This window comes from Parvimonas sp. M20, assembly GCF_035282425.1.
In the GTDB taxonomy this organism is placed as follows: Bacteria; Bacillota; Clostridia; order Tissierellales; family Peptoniphilaceae; genus Parvimonas.
Genome location: NZ_JAYKBQ010000012.1, coordinates 19,851 through 38,450, shown reverse-complemented (window position 1 = coordinate 38,450; position 18,600 = coordinate 19,851). Strand labels below are relative to the sequence as shown.

Annotated in this window: 15 protein-coding genes; all 15 read right to left on the bottom strand. The window is 26.8% G+C overall.

What is annotated here, in order from left to right; genetic code table 11:
- Positions 1–862 precede the first annotated feature (862 nt).
- The 15 genes from VJI93_RS06135 to VJI93_RS06065 all read right to left on the bottom strand — a co-directional run bounded on the left by VJI93_RS06135 (position 863) and on the right by VJI93_RS06065 (position 18,589).
- Positions 863–1,513 (bottom strand): YaaA family protein, encoded by a 651-nt coding sequence (locus VJI93_RS06135; protein WP_323999918.1) that lies wholly within the window; start codon positions 1,511–1,513, stop codon positions 863–865.
- A 207-nt stretch (positions 1,514–1,720) separates the two neighbouring features.
- A complete protein-coding gene (locus VJI93_RS06130) occupies positions 1,721–1,939 on the bottom strand; it encodes a GIDE domain-containing protein (RefSeq protein WP_323999920.1) in 219 nt (72 codons plus the stop codon).
- A 1-nt stretch (position 1,940) separates the two neighbouring features.
- Positions 1,941–2,315 carry a hypothetical protein gene (locus VJI93_RS06125; protein WP_323999923.1) on the bottom strand — a complete coding sequence of 125 codons (375 nt, stop codon included), beginning with the start codon at positions 2,313–2,315 and terminating at the stop codon, positions 1,941–1,943.
- A gap of 109 nt (positions 2,316–2,424) precedes the next feature.
- Positions 2,425–4,182, bottom strand: a complete 1,758-nt coding sequence (locus VJI93_RS06120) for an ABC transporter ATP-binding protein (protein ID WP_323999925.1) — start codon at positions 4,180–4,182, stop codon at positions 2,425–2,427.
- A complete protein-coding gene (locus VJI93_RS06115) occupies positions 4,175–5,929 on the bottom strand; it encodes an ATP-binding cassette domain-containing protein (RefSeq protein WP_323999929.1) in 1,755 nt (584 codons plus the stop codon). The genes VJI93_RS06120 and VJI93_RS06115 overlap by 8 nt, the downstream gene beginning before the upstream one ends.
- Before the next feature lie 89 nt (positions 5,930–6,018).
- Complete coding sequence (locus VJI93_RS06110) at positions 6,019–7,191, bottom strand: cation diffusion facilitator family transporter (protein ID WP_323999933.1); 1,173 nt, start codon at positions 7,189–7,191, stop codon at positions 6,019–6,021.
- A 2-nt stretch (positions 7,192–7,193) separates the two neighbouring features.
- Complete coding sequence (gene nrdG / locus VJI93_RS06105; protein WP_323999937.1) at positions 7,194–7,688, bottom strand: anaerobic ribonucleoside-triphosphate reductase activating protein; 495 nt, start codon at positions 7,686–7,688, stop codon at positions 7,194–7,196.
- 12 nt (positions 7,689–7,700) lie between these two features.
- Positions 7,701–9,824: an anaerobic ribonucleoside-triphosphate reductase gene (gene nrdD, locus VJI93_RS06100; RefSeq protein WP_323999941.1), complete on the bottom strand. Its 2,124-nt coding sequence runs from the start codon at positions 9,822–9,824 to the stop codon at positions 7,701–7,703.
- A 234-nt stretch (positions 9,825–10,058) separates the two neighbouring features.
- Positions 10,059–10,460 (bottom strand): YbaN family protein, encoded by a 402-nt coding sequence (locus VJI93_RS06095; protein ID WP_323999943.1) that lies wholly within the window; start codon positions 10,458–10,460, stop codon positions 10,059–10,061.
- Between the two features lie 60 nt (positions 10,461–10,520).
- Positions 10,521–12,176: an ABC transporter ATP-binding protein gene (locus VJI93_RS06090; protein WP_323999946.1), complete on the bottom strand. Its 1,656-nt coding sequence runs from the start codon at positions 12,174–12,176 to the stop codon at positions 10,521–10,523.
- Positions 12,166–13,956: an ABC transporter ATP-binding protein/permease gene (locus tag VJI93_RS06085; RefSeq protein WP_323999948.1), complete on the bottom strand. Its 1,791-nt coding sequence runs from the start codon at positions 13,954–13,956 to the stop codon at positions 12,166–12,168. Before VJI93_RS06085 ends, VJI93_RS06090 begins: the two co-directional genes overlap by 11 nt.
- 116 nt (positions 13,957–14,072) lie before the next feature.
- Complete coding sequence (locus VJI93_RS06080; protein WP_323999950.1) at positions 14,073–15,776, bottom strand: proline--tRNA ligase; 1,704 nt, start codon at positions 15,774–15,776, stop codon at positions 14,073–14,075.
- Positions 15,777–16,156: 380 nt separating this feature from the next.
- A complete protein-coding gene (locus VJI93_RS06075; protein WP_323999952.1) occupies positions 16,157–16,600 on the bottom strand; it encodes a Dps family protein in 444 nt (147 codons plus the stop codon).
- A gap of 115 nt (positions 16,601–16,715) precedes the next feature.
- The gene (locus VJI93_RS06070; protein WP_323999953.1) at positions 16,716–17,399 is read right to left on the bottom strand and encodes an aspartate/glutamate racemase family protein; all 684 of its coding nucleotides are present in this window, start codon (positions 17,397–17,399) and stop codon (positions 16,716–16,718) included.
- Complete coding sequence (locus VJI93_RS06065; protein WP_323999954.1) at positions 17,399–18,589, bottom strand: carboxylate--amine ligase; 1,191 nt, start codon at positions 18,587–18,589, stop codon at positions 17,399–17,401. The genes VJI93_RS06070 and VJI93_RS06065 overlap by 1 nt, the downstream gene beginning before the upstream one ends.
- Positions 18,590–18,600: the final 11 nt, after the last annotated feature.

Sequence of the window (18,600 nt, the reverse complement as noted above, 5' to 3'; positions counted from 1 at the left end):
GCAAAGTAATGGTACCATAAAGAAAACGTATTTGTCAAGATAAAATAACAAAATATTATTAAAACAAAAAATACTAATTTTTATAAAATATCATTATTGAAAAAAACAGTGTTTTTTATTTAAGTAAAAATTAATTTATTAAATATATTTATAAAAAGCTAATATAAAATTTATTATATATCTATATGCAAACATTTCGATATAGATTATTTTAAACTCAATAAAAAAACTCCAAAAGTTTTTACACTTTTGAAGTTCTAATTATAAAATAAAAAACATTAACTTAATATTAATCTGTAAATCTAATCCCTATTATGTATTCTCAATAGGAATTAAATGACTTGAAAAAATCTAGTCCTTATTTTGTTTACTCATAATCTAAAGTTATGAGATTTCCAGAGCAATTGTATCTAATGATACAATTGCTCTGTCAGACCTACTTTTATTTGCAAGCAAACAAAGTTAGGGCTAGATTCACTACGCTTCGCTTCAGTCGAAATGGCGTATAAGGAGAAAACCTCGTTTAATAGCTTGACGTTAAAAGTAAATAAACTTAAAGCCATATTTATACTCTATAAACATAATAAAATATTAATGTCGTATTGACTTTTAAATAAATTCCATATTATGTCATCTCGACCGAAGTTTAGCGGCGCGAAACGAAGCGGAGAGATCTCATAAAGCTCCATTAAAAATTGGATTTGCTAGTTTATTACATTCCGAATCAAAGATTTGGATAATCTTTACGTCAGACTTACTGTCTCATTTGTAAACAAAATCACCTCTTATATCGTCATCATATCTTTTATGCAATTACTTTCGATAACTCAAACAACATACAACAACTTAAACTATAATATTTCTAGCTATTTTTCACAAATACAAATTTATTTTCTAAAGACATTTCTTCAACAAAACCATATCCATCTTTGTCAAATTTCTTTATATCTTCAATATTTTCAATTTTATTTTTAGTCATAAAATTAAGCATCATTCCTCTAGCCTTCTTCGAAATTGTAGAATGTTTTTTAAGTTTTTCATCGACTTTTTCAAAAAATTCAAAATCCAAAATTTGTTTCTCTGAAATGTACTTTTTAACTGTTTTTGAAAATTCCTCACTTGCAAGATTAAAAATAAAATCTGTATCTTTTAAAATAATTTTTGCAATATCATCTTTCCAAAAACTATATAAATTTCCCATTTTTGTTTTTATAATAAAATCAAGTCTATATGGATTAATTAAATCAAAAGGTTTAAGCACTCCATAAAGTGCAGAAATAATAATTAAATGCTCCCTAATATACTCCAAATCGCAATCGTCAAATTCTTCTCTTTTTATATTTTTATAACACATTCCATCATACATATAAAAAGCCTCGCAATAATCTTTTGAAACCAAAACTTCCGGAATATTCTTTAAAATTTCATTTGTTTTATCAGAAAAATCAAACCCTGAAGAAAATCTCTCACAAGTTTTAGAAATTGTCTTTGCAGGTGATAAAATTATTTTCATCTTTCTCTCCTTAAATCTATTTTTCAAAATCTATCAATTTATTACAAATAGATAATGGTAATTTTCTATGAGTTATTATTAATATTATCTTATCTTTACTAATTTTTTCAATATTTTTAACAACTTCACTTCATTGCTTGTGTTACACAACTTTGTTATTTCACAATTAAAATGCTGTTAGTTTTTTACTAACAGCATTTTTCCAACTTATTTACCTACAATTTTATAAATAATTGTTCCGAATCCTGCTATTGTAGCAATTCCTCCAAATAGTGTAAACATAGCATTACTTTTATATCCTTTTACCAAATCATCTTCAGATTTAGTTGATATTAAAAAAGGCTTATTTTCCTCGGAAGGTGTTCCAATGTGTAATTCTTCTCCAACATAGTATGCTTCTCCAAGTACATAAAGGATTTGATTCATTTCAATTGTTTTTTCTTCTATTTAAAACTCTAAACAACAGACCTGATCCTACAGCAATTAATCCAATTATAAGAATATAATCAAACACACCAGTATGTCTTAAAAAAGTCTTAGTACTCAACAAAATTGATACTAATATAATAATTGCGCCGATTAAAATTACTTTTTTAGCAATAGAGGATTCAGGTTTTATAAAACGCCATATAATCCCAATAAATAGTGGCATAAACGCAATCCCCGTATTCATACCAAAAGATTTGCCATCCAAAAAACTAATATATACAGTAACTATTTTTGCAAGTAAAAACAGCCCTATGGACAACATTAACAATCCCGCAAAAAAAATTAGTAAATCACTATCTGATTCTTTTTTCATAATACCTCCTCTTCTAAGTTATCATCTATAAACATCTACGGTTGGATTATACCCCAATATATACAATTTGTCAAATTATTTACTATAATTAAGAGCTCAGTTTTTTACTTTAATTATATTTATTCGCTTGAGAGAAGTATAACTCCTTATATTCCAAAGAATTTTCGATGAGCTTATTATGATTTCCGAAATGAATTTTTCCATCTTTCATAAACCATATTTCATCAGCAACATGAACTGATGCCATTCTATGAGAAATCATAAATATTATTTTATCTTCTTTTATATTTTTTAAAATTTTATAAATGGAATTTTCTTTTTCAATATCAAGACTTCCTGTTGGTTCATCTAAAACCAATATAGGACTGTTTTTATAAATTGCCCTTAAGATTGCAATTAGTTGAGCTTGACCTCCTGACAATTCAATATTTCCATCATCAAGTTCAACTCCAAGTTTATCATCTAAATTAAATTTAAAATCTTCTTTTTTTATACCGAGTTTATCAACAATTTTAAAAATTTCCTCATCTACAATTTCTTTTTCGTCGTCATTTTCAATTAATTTACAGCAAATATTTTCTCTTAAAGTTATATCATCAATCAACTTAAAGTCTTGAAAAATTGTACTTATATACTTATTTTCAGTTTCATAAATAGACTTTCCGTCATAAGTTAAACTTCCTTTTGAAGCCTCATAAAGTCCTGAAATAAGTTTTATTAAAGTACTTTTCCCTGCTCCGTTTTCTCCAATAATTACTACAATTTTAGGTTTTTTTACTTCAAATGAGATATCATTTAGAACATAATTTTCACAATCTCTATATTTAAAGTAAATATTTTTTGCGATTAATCCCAAATCTTTACTCTCAACACTTCTCTCTACATTTTTCCCAATGTCAAATTCAATGAAATCCAAAACAGGAATGGTATATTTTGAAAATCTGTCCAAATCAATTATATTTTCAGATAATTCATTCATACTGCTTGTAAATTTTAGTATACCTACCACAGTAAAACTAAAATCAGAAAAGCTGATTTCATTTTTATAAACCCTACTTGCACTAAAAATTATTACAAATAAAGTACAGATAATTGAATTTATCACTTCAATTATATTTACAATAGCCTTATTCCTATAAAAAAGCTTAAAACATTTTAATATATCTTTTATAGTTTTAGAAAATTTATTATCTATAAAAGTTTCAAATTCATTTGATTTTATATCTAATACATCATCTCTGTTCAAAACCATATAACTATAATACCAGTATTTTCTATTTATCGGAGATAAATTTTCATAAAATTTACTCTCTTCCTTACTGTATTTTTTCTTTGCAAATATATTTATAACAAATAGGATAAGTAATACTATGCTTAGATAGAAAGAAAAATATCCTATGGCAATAAAAGTTGTTAACATAATTGAAATATGTTCTATGCTTTTTACAATTGCCTCTAATAAATTTTCAAGACAATATTGATTTCTAAGGGAAAATCTTGCCCTTTCTTGTAAATTATGAAAATCAGGACTTTCTAAATTAGAATAGTCTATTTCTGTTGATTTTTTCAAAAGTTCTTTTTCCATTTTAAGTAAATACTCTCTTGCAGAGTATTGAACTCTCAACTTTAATACTTCTTTAAAAATCCTTAATACAACAAAAACAATAGCCTCAAAAATCAATTTAATAGATAGATTTTTAATATTTCCAATTTGTAAATATTCTGTAAAATCTCTAACCATAAATAAAGCTAGTAAAGTCAATAGAATATTAATTGAAATATCAATTGAAATTCTATAGACAAATCTCTTATCTATTTTAAAAGACAGTTTTAAAAATCTGAAAATAGTTTTAAATGAATTAATCATTTTCATCACCTACTTTCAATTTAAACATACTTTTAGTTAATTCTTTTAAATATCTATAATATTCAGATCTTTCAATTAATTCAAAATGAGAACCTGAATCTAATATTTTTCCATTATTTAAAATATAAATTTTATCCACTATATTAGAAATAGCCAATCTATGAGAAATAATAATAAATCCTTTTGTCTTTTCTTCAAGAGATAATCTTTTATAAAAGTCCATTTCTTTTTTAGCATCAAGTGCAGATGTGGGTTCATCTAAAATTAACATCGTTCCACTTTTAACCAATGCTCTTAGAATAGTTAGCATTTGTAATTGACCACCTGAAGGTTCAAAAGCATCTTCAAAAAACTCTTTTCCAAATCTAGTATTCAAATCTATCAATTTCCCATTTATATTGTCAAGTTTACAACTTTCTAAATATTCTTCGACATATTTTTCTTCATTACTTTTTACATTATCAAATCCGAATAAATTTTCTTTAAGTGTCCCTGCAAAAAAATGTGAATTTTGAAAAACGGCTGAAAAATAAGCAAGTCTTTCTTTTGCTGAAACTTCTTTCCCATTAATGAGAATTTTTCCACTTGTTTGATTGTAAATTCCCATAATTACTTTTATAAGTGTACTCTTTCCGGCACCATTTTCTCCAATTATTCCGATTTTATTGAAAGATGAAAACTCCATATTTATATTTTCTAAACTGTATTTATCAGTATTTGGATATTTAAAGTAAATATTTTTAAGTTCAAAGGATGCTTCTTTATTTTCCATATTGGCATTTTTACTTTTTAAAATATTTTCTTCTAAATGTAAAAGGTATTTATCAAACATTTTTATATTTTTCTTTAAATCGGATATAATTCTTAAAGACTCCTTTTCATTAGTTACAAAAAGTTGATACATACTGAAAACTATAAAAATTGTAGATATAGAAATGGAATTAATACTAAATAAGTATATCAACATTCCAATTGTAAGAATATCAGTTATAATTTCCAAAAATATTGAAATAATCCCTAATTTTATACCTAAATTAGTTTTATTTTTTATAATAGTCATTGCTTCATTAACAATTTTCTCATATCTCTTTAAGATTAGATTTCCTAAATTAAATATACGAATATCTTTTCCATATTCATTTCTCATACTAAAATTATTGTAATATTCAAGTTTTGTCAATACATTTCCTTGCTCTAAATCTGTATCCAAGTCAAATTCATTAATTTTTTCTCTTAGAGGATATGCTCCAAGTTGAATTAAAAATGTAAAAACTACAATGTAAAAAGAAGTTTTCGAAATAATAAAGCCTGAAAAAATAAGCAATACAAAAATAGGAATAAAATTTACTAAATCCATTAAAATTGCACTAAAACCTGCATTATCATAAGCTAAAAAATTCCAAGCTCTATTCATTGAATATTCAAATTTAGGATTTTCAATATCTTCCATATTCTTTTGTAAAATTGAGTTATTCAGTTTTCTTGCTAACTTAAATCTAAAACGAACTACTTCATAAGATAGCTTTGAAAATAAAATACTTGATATAATTTTAGAAAATATAATTATAGCAAACAAAAAAAGGATAATAAAGATAAATTTATTATAACTATATATTTTATTTTCGACTAAAGAAAAAATATATCCAAAATAATAAGCATCTAAAAAATATGCAACTATAAAACAAATATTATAAATCAAAATTTTAAAAATATTTTTTCTAATAAAAGGTAATACTAAATTTTTCATAAATTTTCTCCAAATAAATTGCTACCCTGATTATATAAAAAAATTACATAGACGTCAACTTATACAAAAAATAGCACCGAAGTGCTATTTTAAAAGTATTCATATAAAATTGTTATTGAAGTTTTTAGTTCTTCATCATAATTTTTTATCAATTTTTCAAGCTCTGATTTTAAACTATTTTCATCAAAATTTTTATCTAATTTGTTTCCGTCTAATGCTAATTGCAATCCTACAAAGTATTTATCTCCTTGTTTGTAAATTGCAAAATCATGCATTGATTTTATATAACTAAACTGATTTTTCCAATTTTCAGTAATTTCTTTTAATTCAATTTCTCTATCTGTAAAATTTCCACCTACTGGTTCAACATGGATTACTAATACAATTTCATATTTTTCATAAACTTCTTTTTCAATAAGGCTCATAAGATTGTGTGCTTTGATTAAACTCATTTCAGAATCAACTTCAACATCAACGGTTGCAATTGTTTTAAGATGCCCATATCTATGAAAAGTATAATTGTGTATTCCCAAAATTTCACTGTGCTTTTCTATATCAGACAAAACTGACTTTATCAATTCTACACTTGGTGCCTCTCCAATAAGTTGGCTTATTGTTTCCTTTGCCAAAGAGAAACCGGAGAATAAAATAAATGCAGAAACTATTAGACCTACAACCCCATCAACCGGAAAAGTAGTATAGTTAGCAAAAATCATTGCAATTAAAACAACTGAAGTTGTAAATACATCACTCAAACAGTCAATTGATGTAGCCTTCAAAATACTTGAATCTATTGCTTTAGAGAGTCTTCTATTGAATAAACTCATCCAAAGTTTTACAAAAATAGAAATTACTAAAAAAGCAATTCCTATTTTCCCCATTATAATTTTTTCAGGATTTATAATTCTTTCGATAGATGTCTTTGCAAATTGAACTCCTACAATCATAACCATCATTGAGATTATTAAGGTAGTTATATATTCAACTCTTCCATGACCGTAAGGATGATCCTTATCCGGTGGTGCAGAAGAAAATTTAAAGCCTAAAACTGTTGCAAAGGAATAAATCGCATCTGAAAAATTATTTACTGCATCTGCCGTTATTGAAACTGAATTTGCTAAAATTCCTATCACAAATTTTGACACTCCCAAAGTAACATTTAAAAATGTTCCTATAATTCCTGAAAGATATCCAACTTTTTTCCTGTCATATTTATCTGTATTTTCAATTTTTGAAATATTTAATATTTTTTTCTCTAACATATTTACTCCATAAACAGTACAATATTTCCAGTTTCAATTGTCTTTTTTATGTCTATAATTCTTTGGTTTGAAGACCCACGAAATTTCAAAGTTAAATCTTTTAATCTATAATCAAATCTTCCATCAACCAAAACATCACATTCTTTTAAAAGTTCAAATCTGTCATCATCTTCAAGAATTTCCTCAAAAGTATATCCTGAATAAATCCAAATATTTTTATTCACGCTTCTTTTTATATCTCTCACAATTTCAAGGAGTTCTTTTGCATTTTGCATTGGCTCTCCACCAAGTAAAGTTAGACCAGCTACATTTTTATCACGCAAATAGTCTATGACTAAATTGGTAGTTTCTTTAGTCCAAAGCTCTCCAAAATTGAAATCCATATATTTTTTATTAAAACAATCTTTACAATTATGTGTACAGCCAGTTACGAAAATACTAGTTCTGATACCAACACCATTTGCAACATCATAAGATCTTATCTGACCATATCTCATTTTAATCCCTCACTATATATGAAGAACCCTAGATTTTATTTCTTTTGTTCTGCCTTCATTCCAGAAGTTTTCTCCAAGATAACCACAAGTTCTTCTAGTTACATTCATTTTTTGTTTATCTTTATTATGACATTGAGGACATTCCCATTCATTATGTTCATTTATGATTATTTCTCCATCAAACCCACAAACATGGCAATAATCTGATTTTGTGTTAAATTCAGCATATTGAATATTATCATAGATAAATCTAATCATTTGTTCAACTGCTTCAACATTATGATTCATATTAGGAATTTCTGCATAGGAAATACAACCTCCAGTTGATAATTTTTGGAACTCTTCTTCAAATTTGAATTTATCAAAAACTGAAATATTTTCTCTAACATCAACATGATAACTATTTGTGTAATATCCCTTATCTGTTACATCCTTGATTTCTCCATATTTTTTCCTATCTACAGTACAGAATCTATGAGTTAAACTTTCAGCAGGGGTTCCATATAATGAGAATGTCATTCCTGTTTCTTCACTCCAACTATCAGCTGCTTCTTTTATTCTCCTCATAACTTTAAGAGCAAATTCTTTTCCATCCTCAGTCGTATGACTAACACCTCTTACACAAATTGTAGCTTCATACAATCCAATATATCCTACAGAAAGAGTTGAATATCCATTTTCAAGATATTTTTTAATACTTTCCCCTTTTTTAAGTCTTGCAATGGCTCCATATTGCCAGTGAATAGGAGAATTATCACTCTTTACATTTTGAAGAAGTGCGTTTCTTAATAAAAGTGCTTTTTTTACTATTTCAAGTCTCTTATCCAACATTTCAAAGAAACCTTCTTCATTTCCTGTATTTAAAATTCCTATTTGTGGTAAATTCAAACTTACAACACCTTGATTAAATCTACCTTCAAATTTATAGTTTCCATTTTCATCTTTATAAGGTACTAAGAATGATCTACAACCCATAGGTCCGAATACATTTCCTTCGTAATGTTCTCTAAGTTTTTTAGCAGAAATATAATCAGGATACATTCTCTTTGCAGTACATTTTGCAGCAAGTTTTGTTAAATAATAATATTTACTGTCTTCTTTAACATTGTTTTCATCCAAAACATAAATCAATTTTGGAAAAGCAGGTGTGATATAAACTCCTTTTTCATTTTTTATTCCTTGTAATCTTTGTTTGATTATTTCTTCAACAATTTGTGCAACTTCATCTTCATACTCATATCCATCTTCAACATACATAAATAGAGTAACAAAAGGACTTTGCCCATTTGTAGTCATCAAAGTATTTATTTGATATTGAATAGTTTGTATGCCTGCTTCCAATTCTTTCTTAGTCATTGCTTTTGCAATATTTTCAATATCTCTTTCATCAGTTAAAATTTCTTTCGCAAGCTTTAAATGCTTTTCATAACTCTTTCTTAAATATTTTCCTAGATGGGCAATATTTAAGCTTTGACCACCAAATTGACCCGATGCAACTTGTGCAATTATTTGAGTCATAACTGTACAAGCAACTTGGAAAGATTTTGGAGTTTCAACCATTTTACCATTTATAACAGTTCCATTATCCAACATATCTCCGATATTAACTAAACAACAGTTGAACATAGGTTGAATTAAATAGTCCATATCATGAAGATGTATTGCTCCCTCGTCATGTGCTTGAACAATATCTACAGGAATTAGCATTCTTCTTGCGATATCCTTTGAAACTTCTCCAGCAATCAAATCTCTTTGAGTTGATGCTAGAATTGCATTTTTATTTGAATTTTCATTTATAACATCTAAATTTGTCTTATCAAGAAGTCCTAAAATACTTTCATCAGTAGTATTTTTTAGTCTTTTAAAAGTTTGAACCGCCTTATAATTTTCATAAGCTCTTGCAGTTGCAGGATTTCCATATTTAATTAAACTGTAGTAAACATGATCTTCTATATCATATATACTCATCTTCTTTCCAATTGTAGTTGCAAAAGTTTCTATCTCTGATGCAATCTTTTCTGCCAATCCTTCTTCATATACTCCCGTACTGCTATGCATAGCTTTTTTTATCGCTATTGCGATTTTATTTGCGTCAAAATCTACTTCTTGACCATTTCTTTTCATAACTTTAATCATATACTACCTCCAAAAATACTTTAAAATTGTTCGACAATAAAATTATATCATCAACAATATGTATTGTCAATAGAAATCCAAAATACTATATATAGTATATTTACCCATTTTCCCCCTTGAAATCCATTGTAAAATATTTTATATCAACAAGTAGAATAAAAATTTTTTTAAAAATTTAAAAAATATTTTTTTGCATTAAAAAACTGATATAAATTTTTAAAAATTCATATCAGTTTAAATACTTTTTATTTCTTCTTCATTTTTTATTGTTTTTATTCCAAACATAAAATACACTACATGAAAAAACCAAACTATAAATAAAATAATTCTTCCAATCTTTGTGTTTCTCATAAAATAAAAACCCGTTCCCATTGTCAAGGTAAAAAAGAATATTATCTTTAATTTTTGTTTTAATAAAAGACCTTTTCTGTTTACTATTTTTTCTAAATTATTTTTGTATAATTTAGTTTCAACAAACCAATTATGCAATTTTTTTGAACTTCTTGCAAAACAAAACAATGTTACAATATAAAAAGGAAAAGTAGGCAATATTGGTAAAAAAACACCAATTGTACCTATTGCAAAAAATATCAGTCCTATTATAATCCAAATATATTTTACAATCTTTATTTTCATACATTACCTCGCATAAATTTTATACGATAATGATAACACATTTCATCTTAATCTGCAAGACTATATTTTAAAACATTTTCCATTTTCTACTTTATATATGACATCTGAAAATGATACAGTACTCATTCTGTGAGAAATCAAAAATACCATCCCCTTACAATTTTCTTTAATCAAATTCAAAATTATTGATTCGTTTAAAGTATCTAAATTGCTTGTAGGCTCATCAAAAATATAAACATCAGCTCTTTTTAATAACGCTCTCATAAGTTCAAGTCTTTGCATTTCTCCACTTGAGAAAATTACTTTTTCAGAGTTTATTTTAGTGTCAAGACCATTTTCAGTGGATAAAATTACATCCTTTAATCTACATTTTTCAGCAATTTCTAAAATTTCTTCATCAGTAATCTTATCATTTCCTAAAACTAAATTTTCTCTGATTGTTTGAGAAAAAATTTGTGGAAATTGAGGAATATAAGCAATTTTTTCTTGTAGTTTTCTACTATCTATTCCCATAATATCTTCCTCATTTAAAAATATTTTTCCAGATTTAGCCATATACCATTTCATTACCATTTTCATTAATGTGCTTTTTCCAGATCCGCTCTCTCCTACAAGTCCAACAATTTTTTTATCTTCAAAATGTAAATTCAAATCTTCAAAAATAAGTTTATATCTATTATGATAAGAAAAGTCAACATTTTCAAATTTTATTTCATTTATTTTTTCAATTTCGCTACTTCCTTCATTTCCAAGTGGTTCGATTTCATCCAATAATCTAAAAGTTTGTTTTGCTGCTTGTAATGCACGACCAAGTCCTAAAGGAAGTCTGCTTAACTCTAAAAATGGAGCAAAAGACGAACTGAAAACCACCAATGTAATTACAGCATCTTTTACACTAATTACATTATTATTAACTAGTAGAAAATTTACTAATGCAAAAGCTAAAACTCCAAAGCCTATTGTTAAAAAGCTGAATGAAAATTGTAGGAAATTTAATTTTGCAACATTTCTTTCCTTTTTATTTACAATCCTACTCTCTTGTGATAAGTTTTTAAATCTCTCTTTTTCAACTCCAAGTTGAAGTAAATCTTTCATCCCTCTTAAACTTTCTAAAAAATAGGAAGTATATGATTTTCTATATTTTTGTTGAACTTCGAGATGCGGTTTTAATTTATTAGAAAATACATTAGGTATAATAACAGCAAGTGTAAAATATACTAAAAATGCAATTAATCCCAATAGAATATCATATTGTAAATAATAAATAATTAAAACTATTGAAACAATAGTACCTGTTGTAATTGGAGCTAAGGTATGTGCAAAAAATACTTCCAATGCTTCAACATCTTCTCCTATTAGTTTCAATAGAGCCCCACTATCTTGAGAGTCAAGTTTTGAAGGAGCAAGTCGTCTAAGTTTTGAAAAAATTTCTCTTCTAAAATCTGCCAAAACTTTAAACGCAACGTAATGTCCAAAATAATGTTCTCCATATCTGAAAAGTCCTCTTGAAATAGCAAGAACAACTAAAATTATTAAAGATATTATTTTTATCTTTTCCCCATTAAGCGCATCAAATCCTAATGAAATAATTTTTGCAGGAATATATACTGTAATTAGAAAACCAAAAACTGCAAAAAATACAGCTAACAAAATTACTGGGAGTAATTTTTTCATAAAATTTATAAGTCTGGCTACTAATCTTAAACTATCTTTCATTTAAAATTTCCTCCATTTCATTTTGTTTATCTAATAATATTCTATATTCAAAGTTTGAATTATATAAATCTTCCGGTTTTCCAAAATCCCAACTTTTTTCTTTTCCCATAAATAAAACAAAATCTGCTTTATTAACTTGTTTCATCTTATGAGAAATAAACATAACAATAGAATTTTTCGAAATCATTTTTATTAAATTCAATATTGCTATTTCATTTTCTGTATCAACGCTTGAAGTCATTTCATCAAAAATATAAATTTTTCTATCTGCTAGCAAACTTCTAACACAAATTATCTGTTGTCTTTGTCCCGGAGAAATCAATCTTCCATTTTCACCAATAATTGTATTGAAACCATCTGGCAAAGTTTTTACAAATTTTAAAATATTTTTTTCTTCAATCCATCTTAATATTTCATATTCTGGTAATTTTGTAGCTTTTTTTAAATTATCCATAATGCTTTCGTTAAAGACATAAGAATCTGGAGATACATAAAAACCTAATGCATTTATATCTGACCTTGAAAAATCTTTTAAAGATTTCCCATCAATTAATATTTCTCCAGAATAATCTTCAAGATTTTTAAACAAGATCTTTGCAAATGTACTTTTTCCAAGTCCACTCTCTCCTGCTATTGCAAATAAACTACCTTTAGTAATCCTTAGATTAACATTATTTAAAACATTTCTATCATCATATGAAAAAGATAAATTTTTAAATTCAATATTATCTATACTTTCTAATTTGATATTCACAACTTCTGATTTCTTTTCACCTTTAACACTATCTAGAAAAGTAAAAATTCTATCTGCCATTTTAGTATTCATCATAAGTAAATGCATACAATATCCCAATTCTCTAATTGGCGTAAAAAACTCAGTTGCAATCAAAACAAAGAATATAAAATTAAAAATTGACATATTGCCTTTTGATATTGACAGAACAGCTAAAAATCCTGAAATTGCAATTCCAAGATACATAACCCCATCCATATATCCAACAGATTGAAGTTGAAATTTCAAAAGCTCCATAGTAGAAAGTCTAAAACTTTCAGCAGACTCATTAAATTTCTTCTCATAAATTTCATCAGCACTATAAGAATAAAGAGTATTCAATCCTTTTAAATCGTCCATAAATAAATTACTTACATCCATATAAGTTGACCAATAATGTTGCATAATTTTTGCTGAACGCTTTTGTATTAACACTATTGAAACCGGAATAAATGGAATACTGATTAAAAATACTAAACCACCCAAAGGATAAATAAAAGCTACAATTAATAAAATTGTTCCACAGTTAAAAAAGGTCCTTAAAGTTGTGGATAAATAAGTGCTGTAAAAAGTATCCAAAGTATCAATTCCTTGAGACGCAACAGTAAGTACATCTGCTGTAGAATAACCTTTAAAAACTTCTTCATCACTTTTGGAGAAGGCGTCAAAAAACTTTGATTTCAAATTATCTCTAGCAAACTGAGAAGCTACCCCTTGATATTTTTTAGCAAGAATCGAAATTCCAAAGCCTAAAAGATTTAAGCCAATTGCAATTACAGCATAAACAAAAATATTAAAATCTATTTTTTGATAAAGATTAGAAAATCCCTTTGCAATAAAACCAAAAGAAATTATTCTCATCAAAAACTGAATCCAAGACAAAAAAGATGATATATAGACAAATCTCATCCTATCTTCCAGTTCTTTTTTTAATCTATGTTTTAATTCTTTTCGCCTTTCACGACTAATTTTTTGCTTTTGAATTTTTGTACTGAAATCACTATCCATAAAAACTCCTTATATAAATTATTATTTAACAGTTATATAATACCCAATTAAATAGAAAAAATAAGATACAGTCAATTAGAAAAAATACCACATGAAAATACGTGGTATTAAAAATATTATTTTATTTTTCTAACTTCTTCTACAACTCTATTTATTGTATCTTCAGAAGACATTTCAACATTTTCCATTTCGCTTCTTGTTGAAAACTCGATTATATTCTCATTAGCTTTTTTGCCGACAGTAATTCTTAAAGGAATACCTATCAAATCTCTATCATTAAATTTAACGCCTATTCTTTCTTTTCTATCGTCAAGCATAACTTCAACACCTTTAGATTCTAATTCGTCATGAATTTTTCCTCCAAGTGCCATTTGTTCTTCATCATTTATATTTACAACTGTAACAATTACATGATAAGGTGCAACTTGAATTGGCCAAATAATTCCTTTTTCATCATTATTTTGTTCAATAATCGCAGTAATACTTCTTGTAATTCCTATTCCATGACTTCCCATCCAAAAATATTGACTAACTCCATTTTCATCCAAGAAAGTCGCATTTAAAGCCTTAGAATATTTTGTTCCAAGTTGGAAGATATTTCCAACTTCTATTCCTCTTGCAAATTTCAATGGATGTCCACTTATAGGACAAACATCTCCCTCTTGAACCATAAGTAAATCTTCTGCAATTTCTCCGTCAAAATCTCTTCCAAAATTACAGTTTATATAGTGATAATCTTCTTTATTTCCACCAACTACAGTATTTTTTATAAGAGTAATTCTCTTATCTAAAATTTTTCTAACTTTCAAGTTTACAGGTCCAGTATATCCTGCAGATGATTCAATTTTTAAAATTGTTTCTTCATCCATCATTTCAATTTCATGTTCTGGAACTCCTAGATAAGCACAAAGTTTTGTCATATTAAGCTCTCTATCTCCAGGAACAAATACTATAATAGGTTCTCCTGCTACAACTAAATCTATCGCCTTAATACATTTTGAAGCCTCTTGTTTTAAAAAGTTTGCAACATCTTCTATTGTTTTGCAATTTGGAGTATAAACTAATTCAAGTTCCTTTTCATCTCCACTTTCATCAACTTTGTAAATAACTTCTGCTTTTTCGTCAGTTGCAGAATATCCACTTTCATCACAATAGCAAATAACTCCCTCTCCAACATCAGAAAGAGCGATAAATTCATGTGAGCTATTTCCTCCCATTGCTCCGGCATCTCCGGCAACAATTTTATAATTAAGTCCTAATCTATTAAATACTTTTTCATAAGCTTTCCACATTTCTTTATAAGATTCCATCATCATTTCAGGGCTTACATCAAAAGTATAAGCGTCTTTCATTGAAAATTCTCTGGCTCTATTTATACCAAAACGTGGTCTTTTTTCATCACGATATTTAGTTTGAATTTGATAAATATTTAAAGGTAATTGTTTATAGCTTTTTATTTCTCCACTTATCAAAGTTGTAAAATATTCTTCAGCAGTTGGTCCAAGACAGAATTCTCTTTCATTTCTGTCTTTAACTTTGAACATTTCAGGTCCAAAAGTTTGCCATCTTCCCGATTCTTCCCATATTTCTTTTGGTTGAAGTACAGACATTAAAATTTCATATCCACCCATTCTATCCATTTCTTCTCTTACAATATTTTCTACTTTTCTAATTGCTCTGTAGCCAAGTGGAAGATAAGAGTATATTCCCGCTGCACTCTTTCTAATCATTCCCGCTCTTAAAAGCAATTTATGACTTATAATTTCTGCCTCTTGAGGATCTTCCCTAAGTGTAGGCATATAATATCTTTTCATTTTCATAATATAATTCCTCCATAATAATAAATTAATTTTTCAGCGACGATTTTTATAAAATGGCTTCTATGATAAAAAAACGGCAATCATCTCCAAGAGACGAAAGCCGTGGTACCACTCTAATTTATACTCAAAAGCTATAAGGCACAACCCTGTAATTTTAATACAAGTTCAAAGATAGGTTCAATTACATGCATAAAAGTTTTTCACCAAACAACTTCTCTCTACATATACATAAATAATCTACTATTTCTTATCATCACTAAATATTTGATGAGTAAATTATATTAGATTTAGTAAAAAAAGTCAACTATAAAAAGATTAAAAATTTTCACAAAAAAAGGTCGAAGACTTATCTCCAACCTAAATTTTTAAAAATATTTTTCTTATTTACAACATGGTTTAGAAGCTCTGAAGAACCAAATATTCTTTTCTAATTCTCCAATATGGTCTTCTAACATTCCAACAATTATGAAATCTCCATCATTATCAGCTTCTTCTCTAATCTTTGTAGCTTCTTCTTTAAGTGTAGATAAATCATTCATAACTATTTCATTAACTTCATCAACTGTTACTTTCTTAGATTCTAATTCTTTGATTGTAGCATTAGCAACATATTCTTTTAATGATGCGAATGGGAATCCACCTCTCATTTTAATTGATTCAGCAACTTCATCATACCATTCAAAGAATTTGTCATATAATCCTTCTGTAAAGGTATGTGTTTGATAGAAATTTCTTCCTTCTACATTCCAATGTAAGTTATGTAATTTAGTAGTCATAACTGCAATGTTTGATAAATAAACATTTAAACTTTTAAAATCTTTCATTTTTGTATCCTCCTATATTTTATCATATACAAGCATTATATACCCAAATTTTTAAAAAATAAAGTTATTTTATAAATTTTTTAATTTTTTTGAGAATATAAAGTTAGAATCACATTTATTTTTTAATCTTTGCTCCACTATATTCAATACTCTTGTTTACAAGAACATCCAAAGCATCAATTGTATTCATATTTTTAGAGATATCTAAAAGACTAAGTTCAGTACAAGCTATTATTCCAATGGTTTCATCATCACAATATTTATTTAAAATTTCAACAAATTTTTTATTTTCTAAATTATTGGTTTCCTTAATCTTGTAAATAATATCCATAACAGAATTTTTATCTTCTAAAGATAATTCTTTTACTTCAATACCATTTTTTTCTGCATACTTATTATAAACTTTTGAATTTAGAGTTCCAAGTGTTCCAAAGACAGCAACTTTTTTTAAGCCTCTTCTTTTTATTTCTAAAATTGTTTCTTCAATCATATTTATAATTTTTAAATTTGCAAAGTTTTTAAATTCGTCATAAAAATAATGACTTGTATTACAAGGAATAGCAACCACATCTACCCCGATTTCATCCAAAATTTCTAAATCTTTTTTTATTTCATTTAGAAATTCAGTATCTTTATTTTCTATAATACATCTTGTTCTATCTGGCATAGTTGAATGATTTAAGACTATTAAATCAATATGTTCATTATCATTATGTGCTTCTGTGTTTAAAACGACTTTATCATAGAATTTTACAGTTGCTAAAGGTCCCATTCCTCCAATAACTCCTAATTTGTACACTATTTCCTCCTAAATATTTTTCTAAAAACTTTTCCCAATAAAATTTTATTAAAGAAACACCAAGGTTTCAAATCATCTGTAGCAAAAATTGCAGGAGCCCATTTGCTTGAAAATGAAATCTTTAAAGATTTCAAAATTCCAACTTGTTTAGTTTTCTTATAACGCCAAATTGCAACCATATCTTCAAAACCATAAATAAAAGCGTAATTTGTATCATAATCAATATATTTACAATCACTTTCTTTTAAATTACCAGTTAAATCAAGATAAGCAATATAAGGCATATTTATTCCAACTTTATAAATCAAATTGTTAAAATTAGTAGTCCTTGCATTTATTTCTATCAGATAGATTTCTCCTGTTTTTTCATGTCTTTTATATTCTATTTCACCAAAACCTCGATATCCTATATTTTCTAGGAAAGGCTTTGACATATCAATTAATTTTTGATTGTATTTTTGAATTGTAAAACAAGATGCCCCAAAATTTATTGGCCATTGTCTTTGCTTTTGAGCAGTCATATAATGAGTTGTCTTTCCGCTTCTATCGATATAATAATCGTAAGTCAACATACAATCGTCAAAACCTGGAACAATTTCTTGAACAAAGATTTCTATATCATTGTCTTTTGCTTTTTTTATTCCATTTTCCATCTCTTCAACATTATTACAGATAAAAACTTTATTTCTAAAAATCTTAGTAAATTCTACAGTATCAACAGGCTTGATAATACAAGGAAATCCAACTTCATTTTTTACTTTTTCAACCAAATTTTCATCATTTGCATTAATTGTTGCCGGAATTTTTACTCCATTTTCTCTTGCAATATCATATAAAGTCCATTTATCCAATAATTTTGAATTAAGCCCTTTAGCTTGACTGATTAAATAATATTTTGCCAATTCGTCATAATATTCATCTATAAATTCAACATATTTATCATGAGTTGGAAGTAAAACTGGTTTTTCATCTTGTTTTTTTCCATACTCTATCAGTCCTACAAAAGCCTCTTCTCCAAATTTATTCAAATCATTAATTTTTAAAAATTCAGATATATATTTAGACTTTGCTCCATAGGAATTATCAAAGTCATAATCACAAGCTACAACATGAACTCCTTCACGTCCTAAGCATCTTATTATGCTAAGTCCTATATAGTAATTACAACCTAAAACAACAGCTTTGTTCATTATTTTACCTC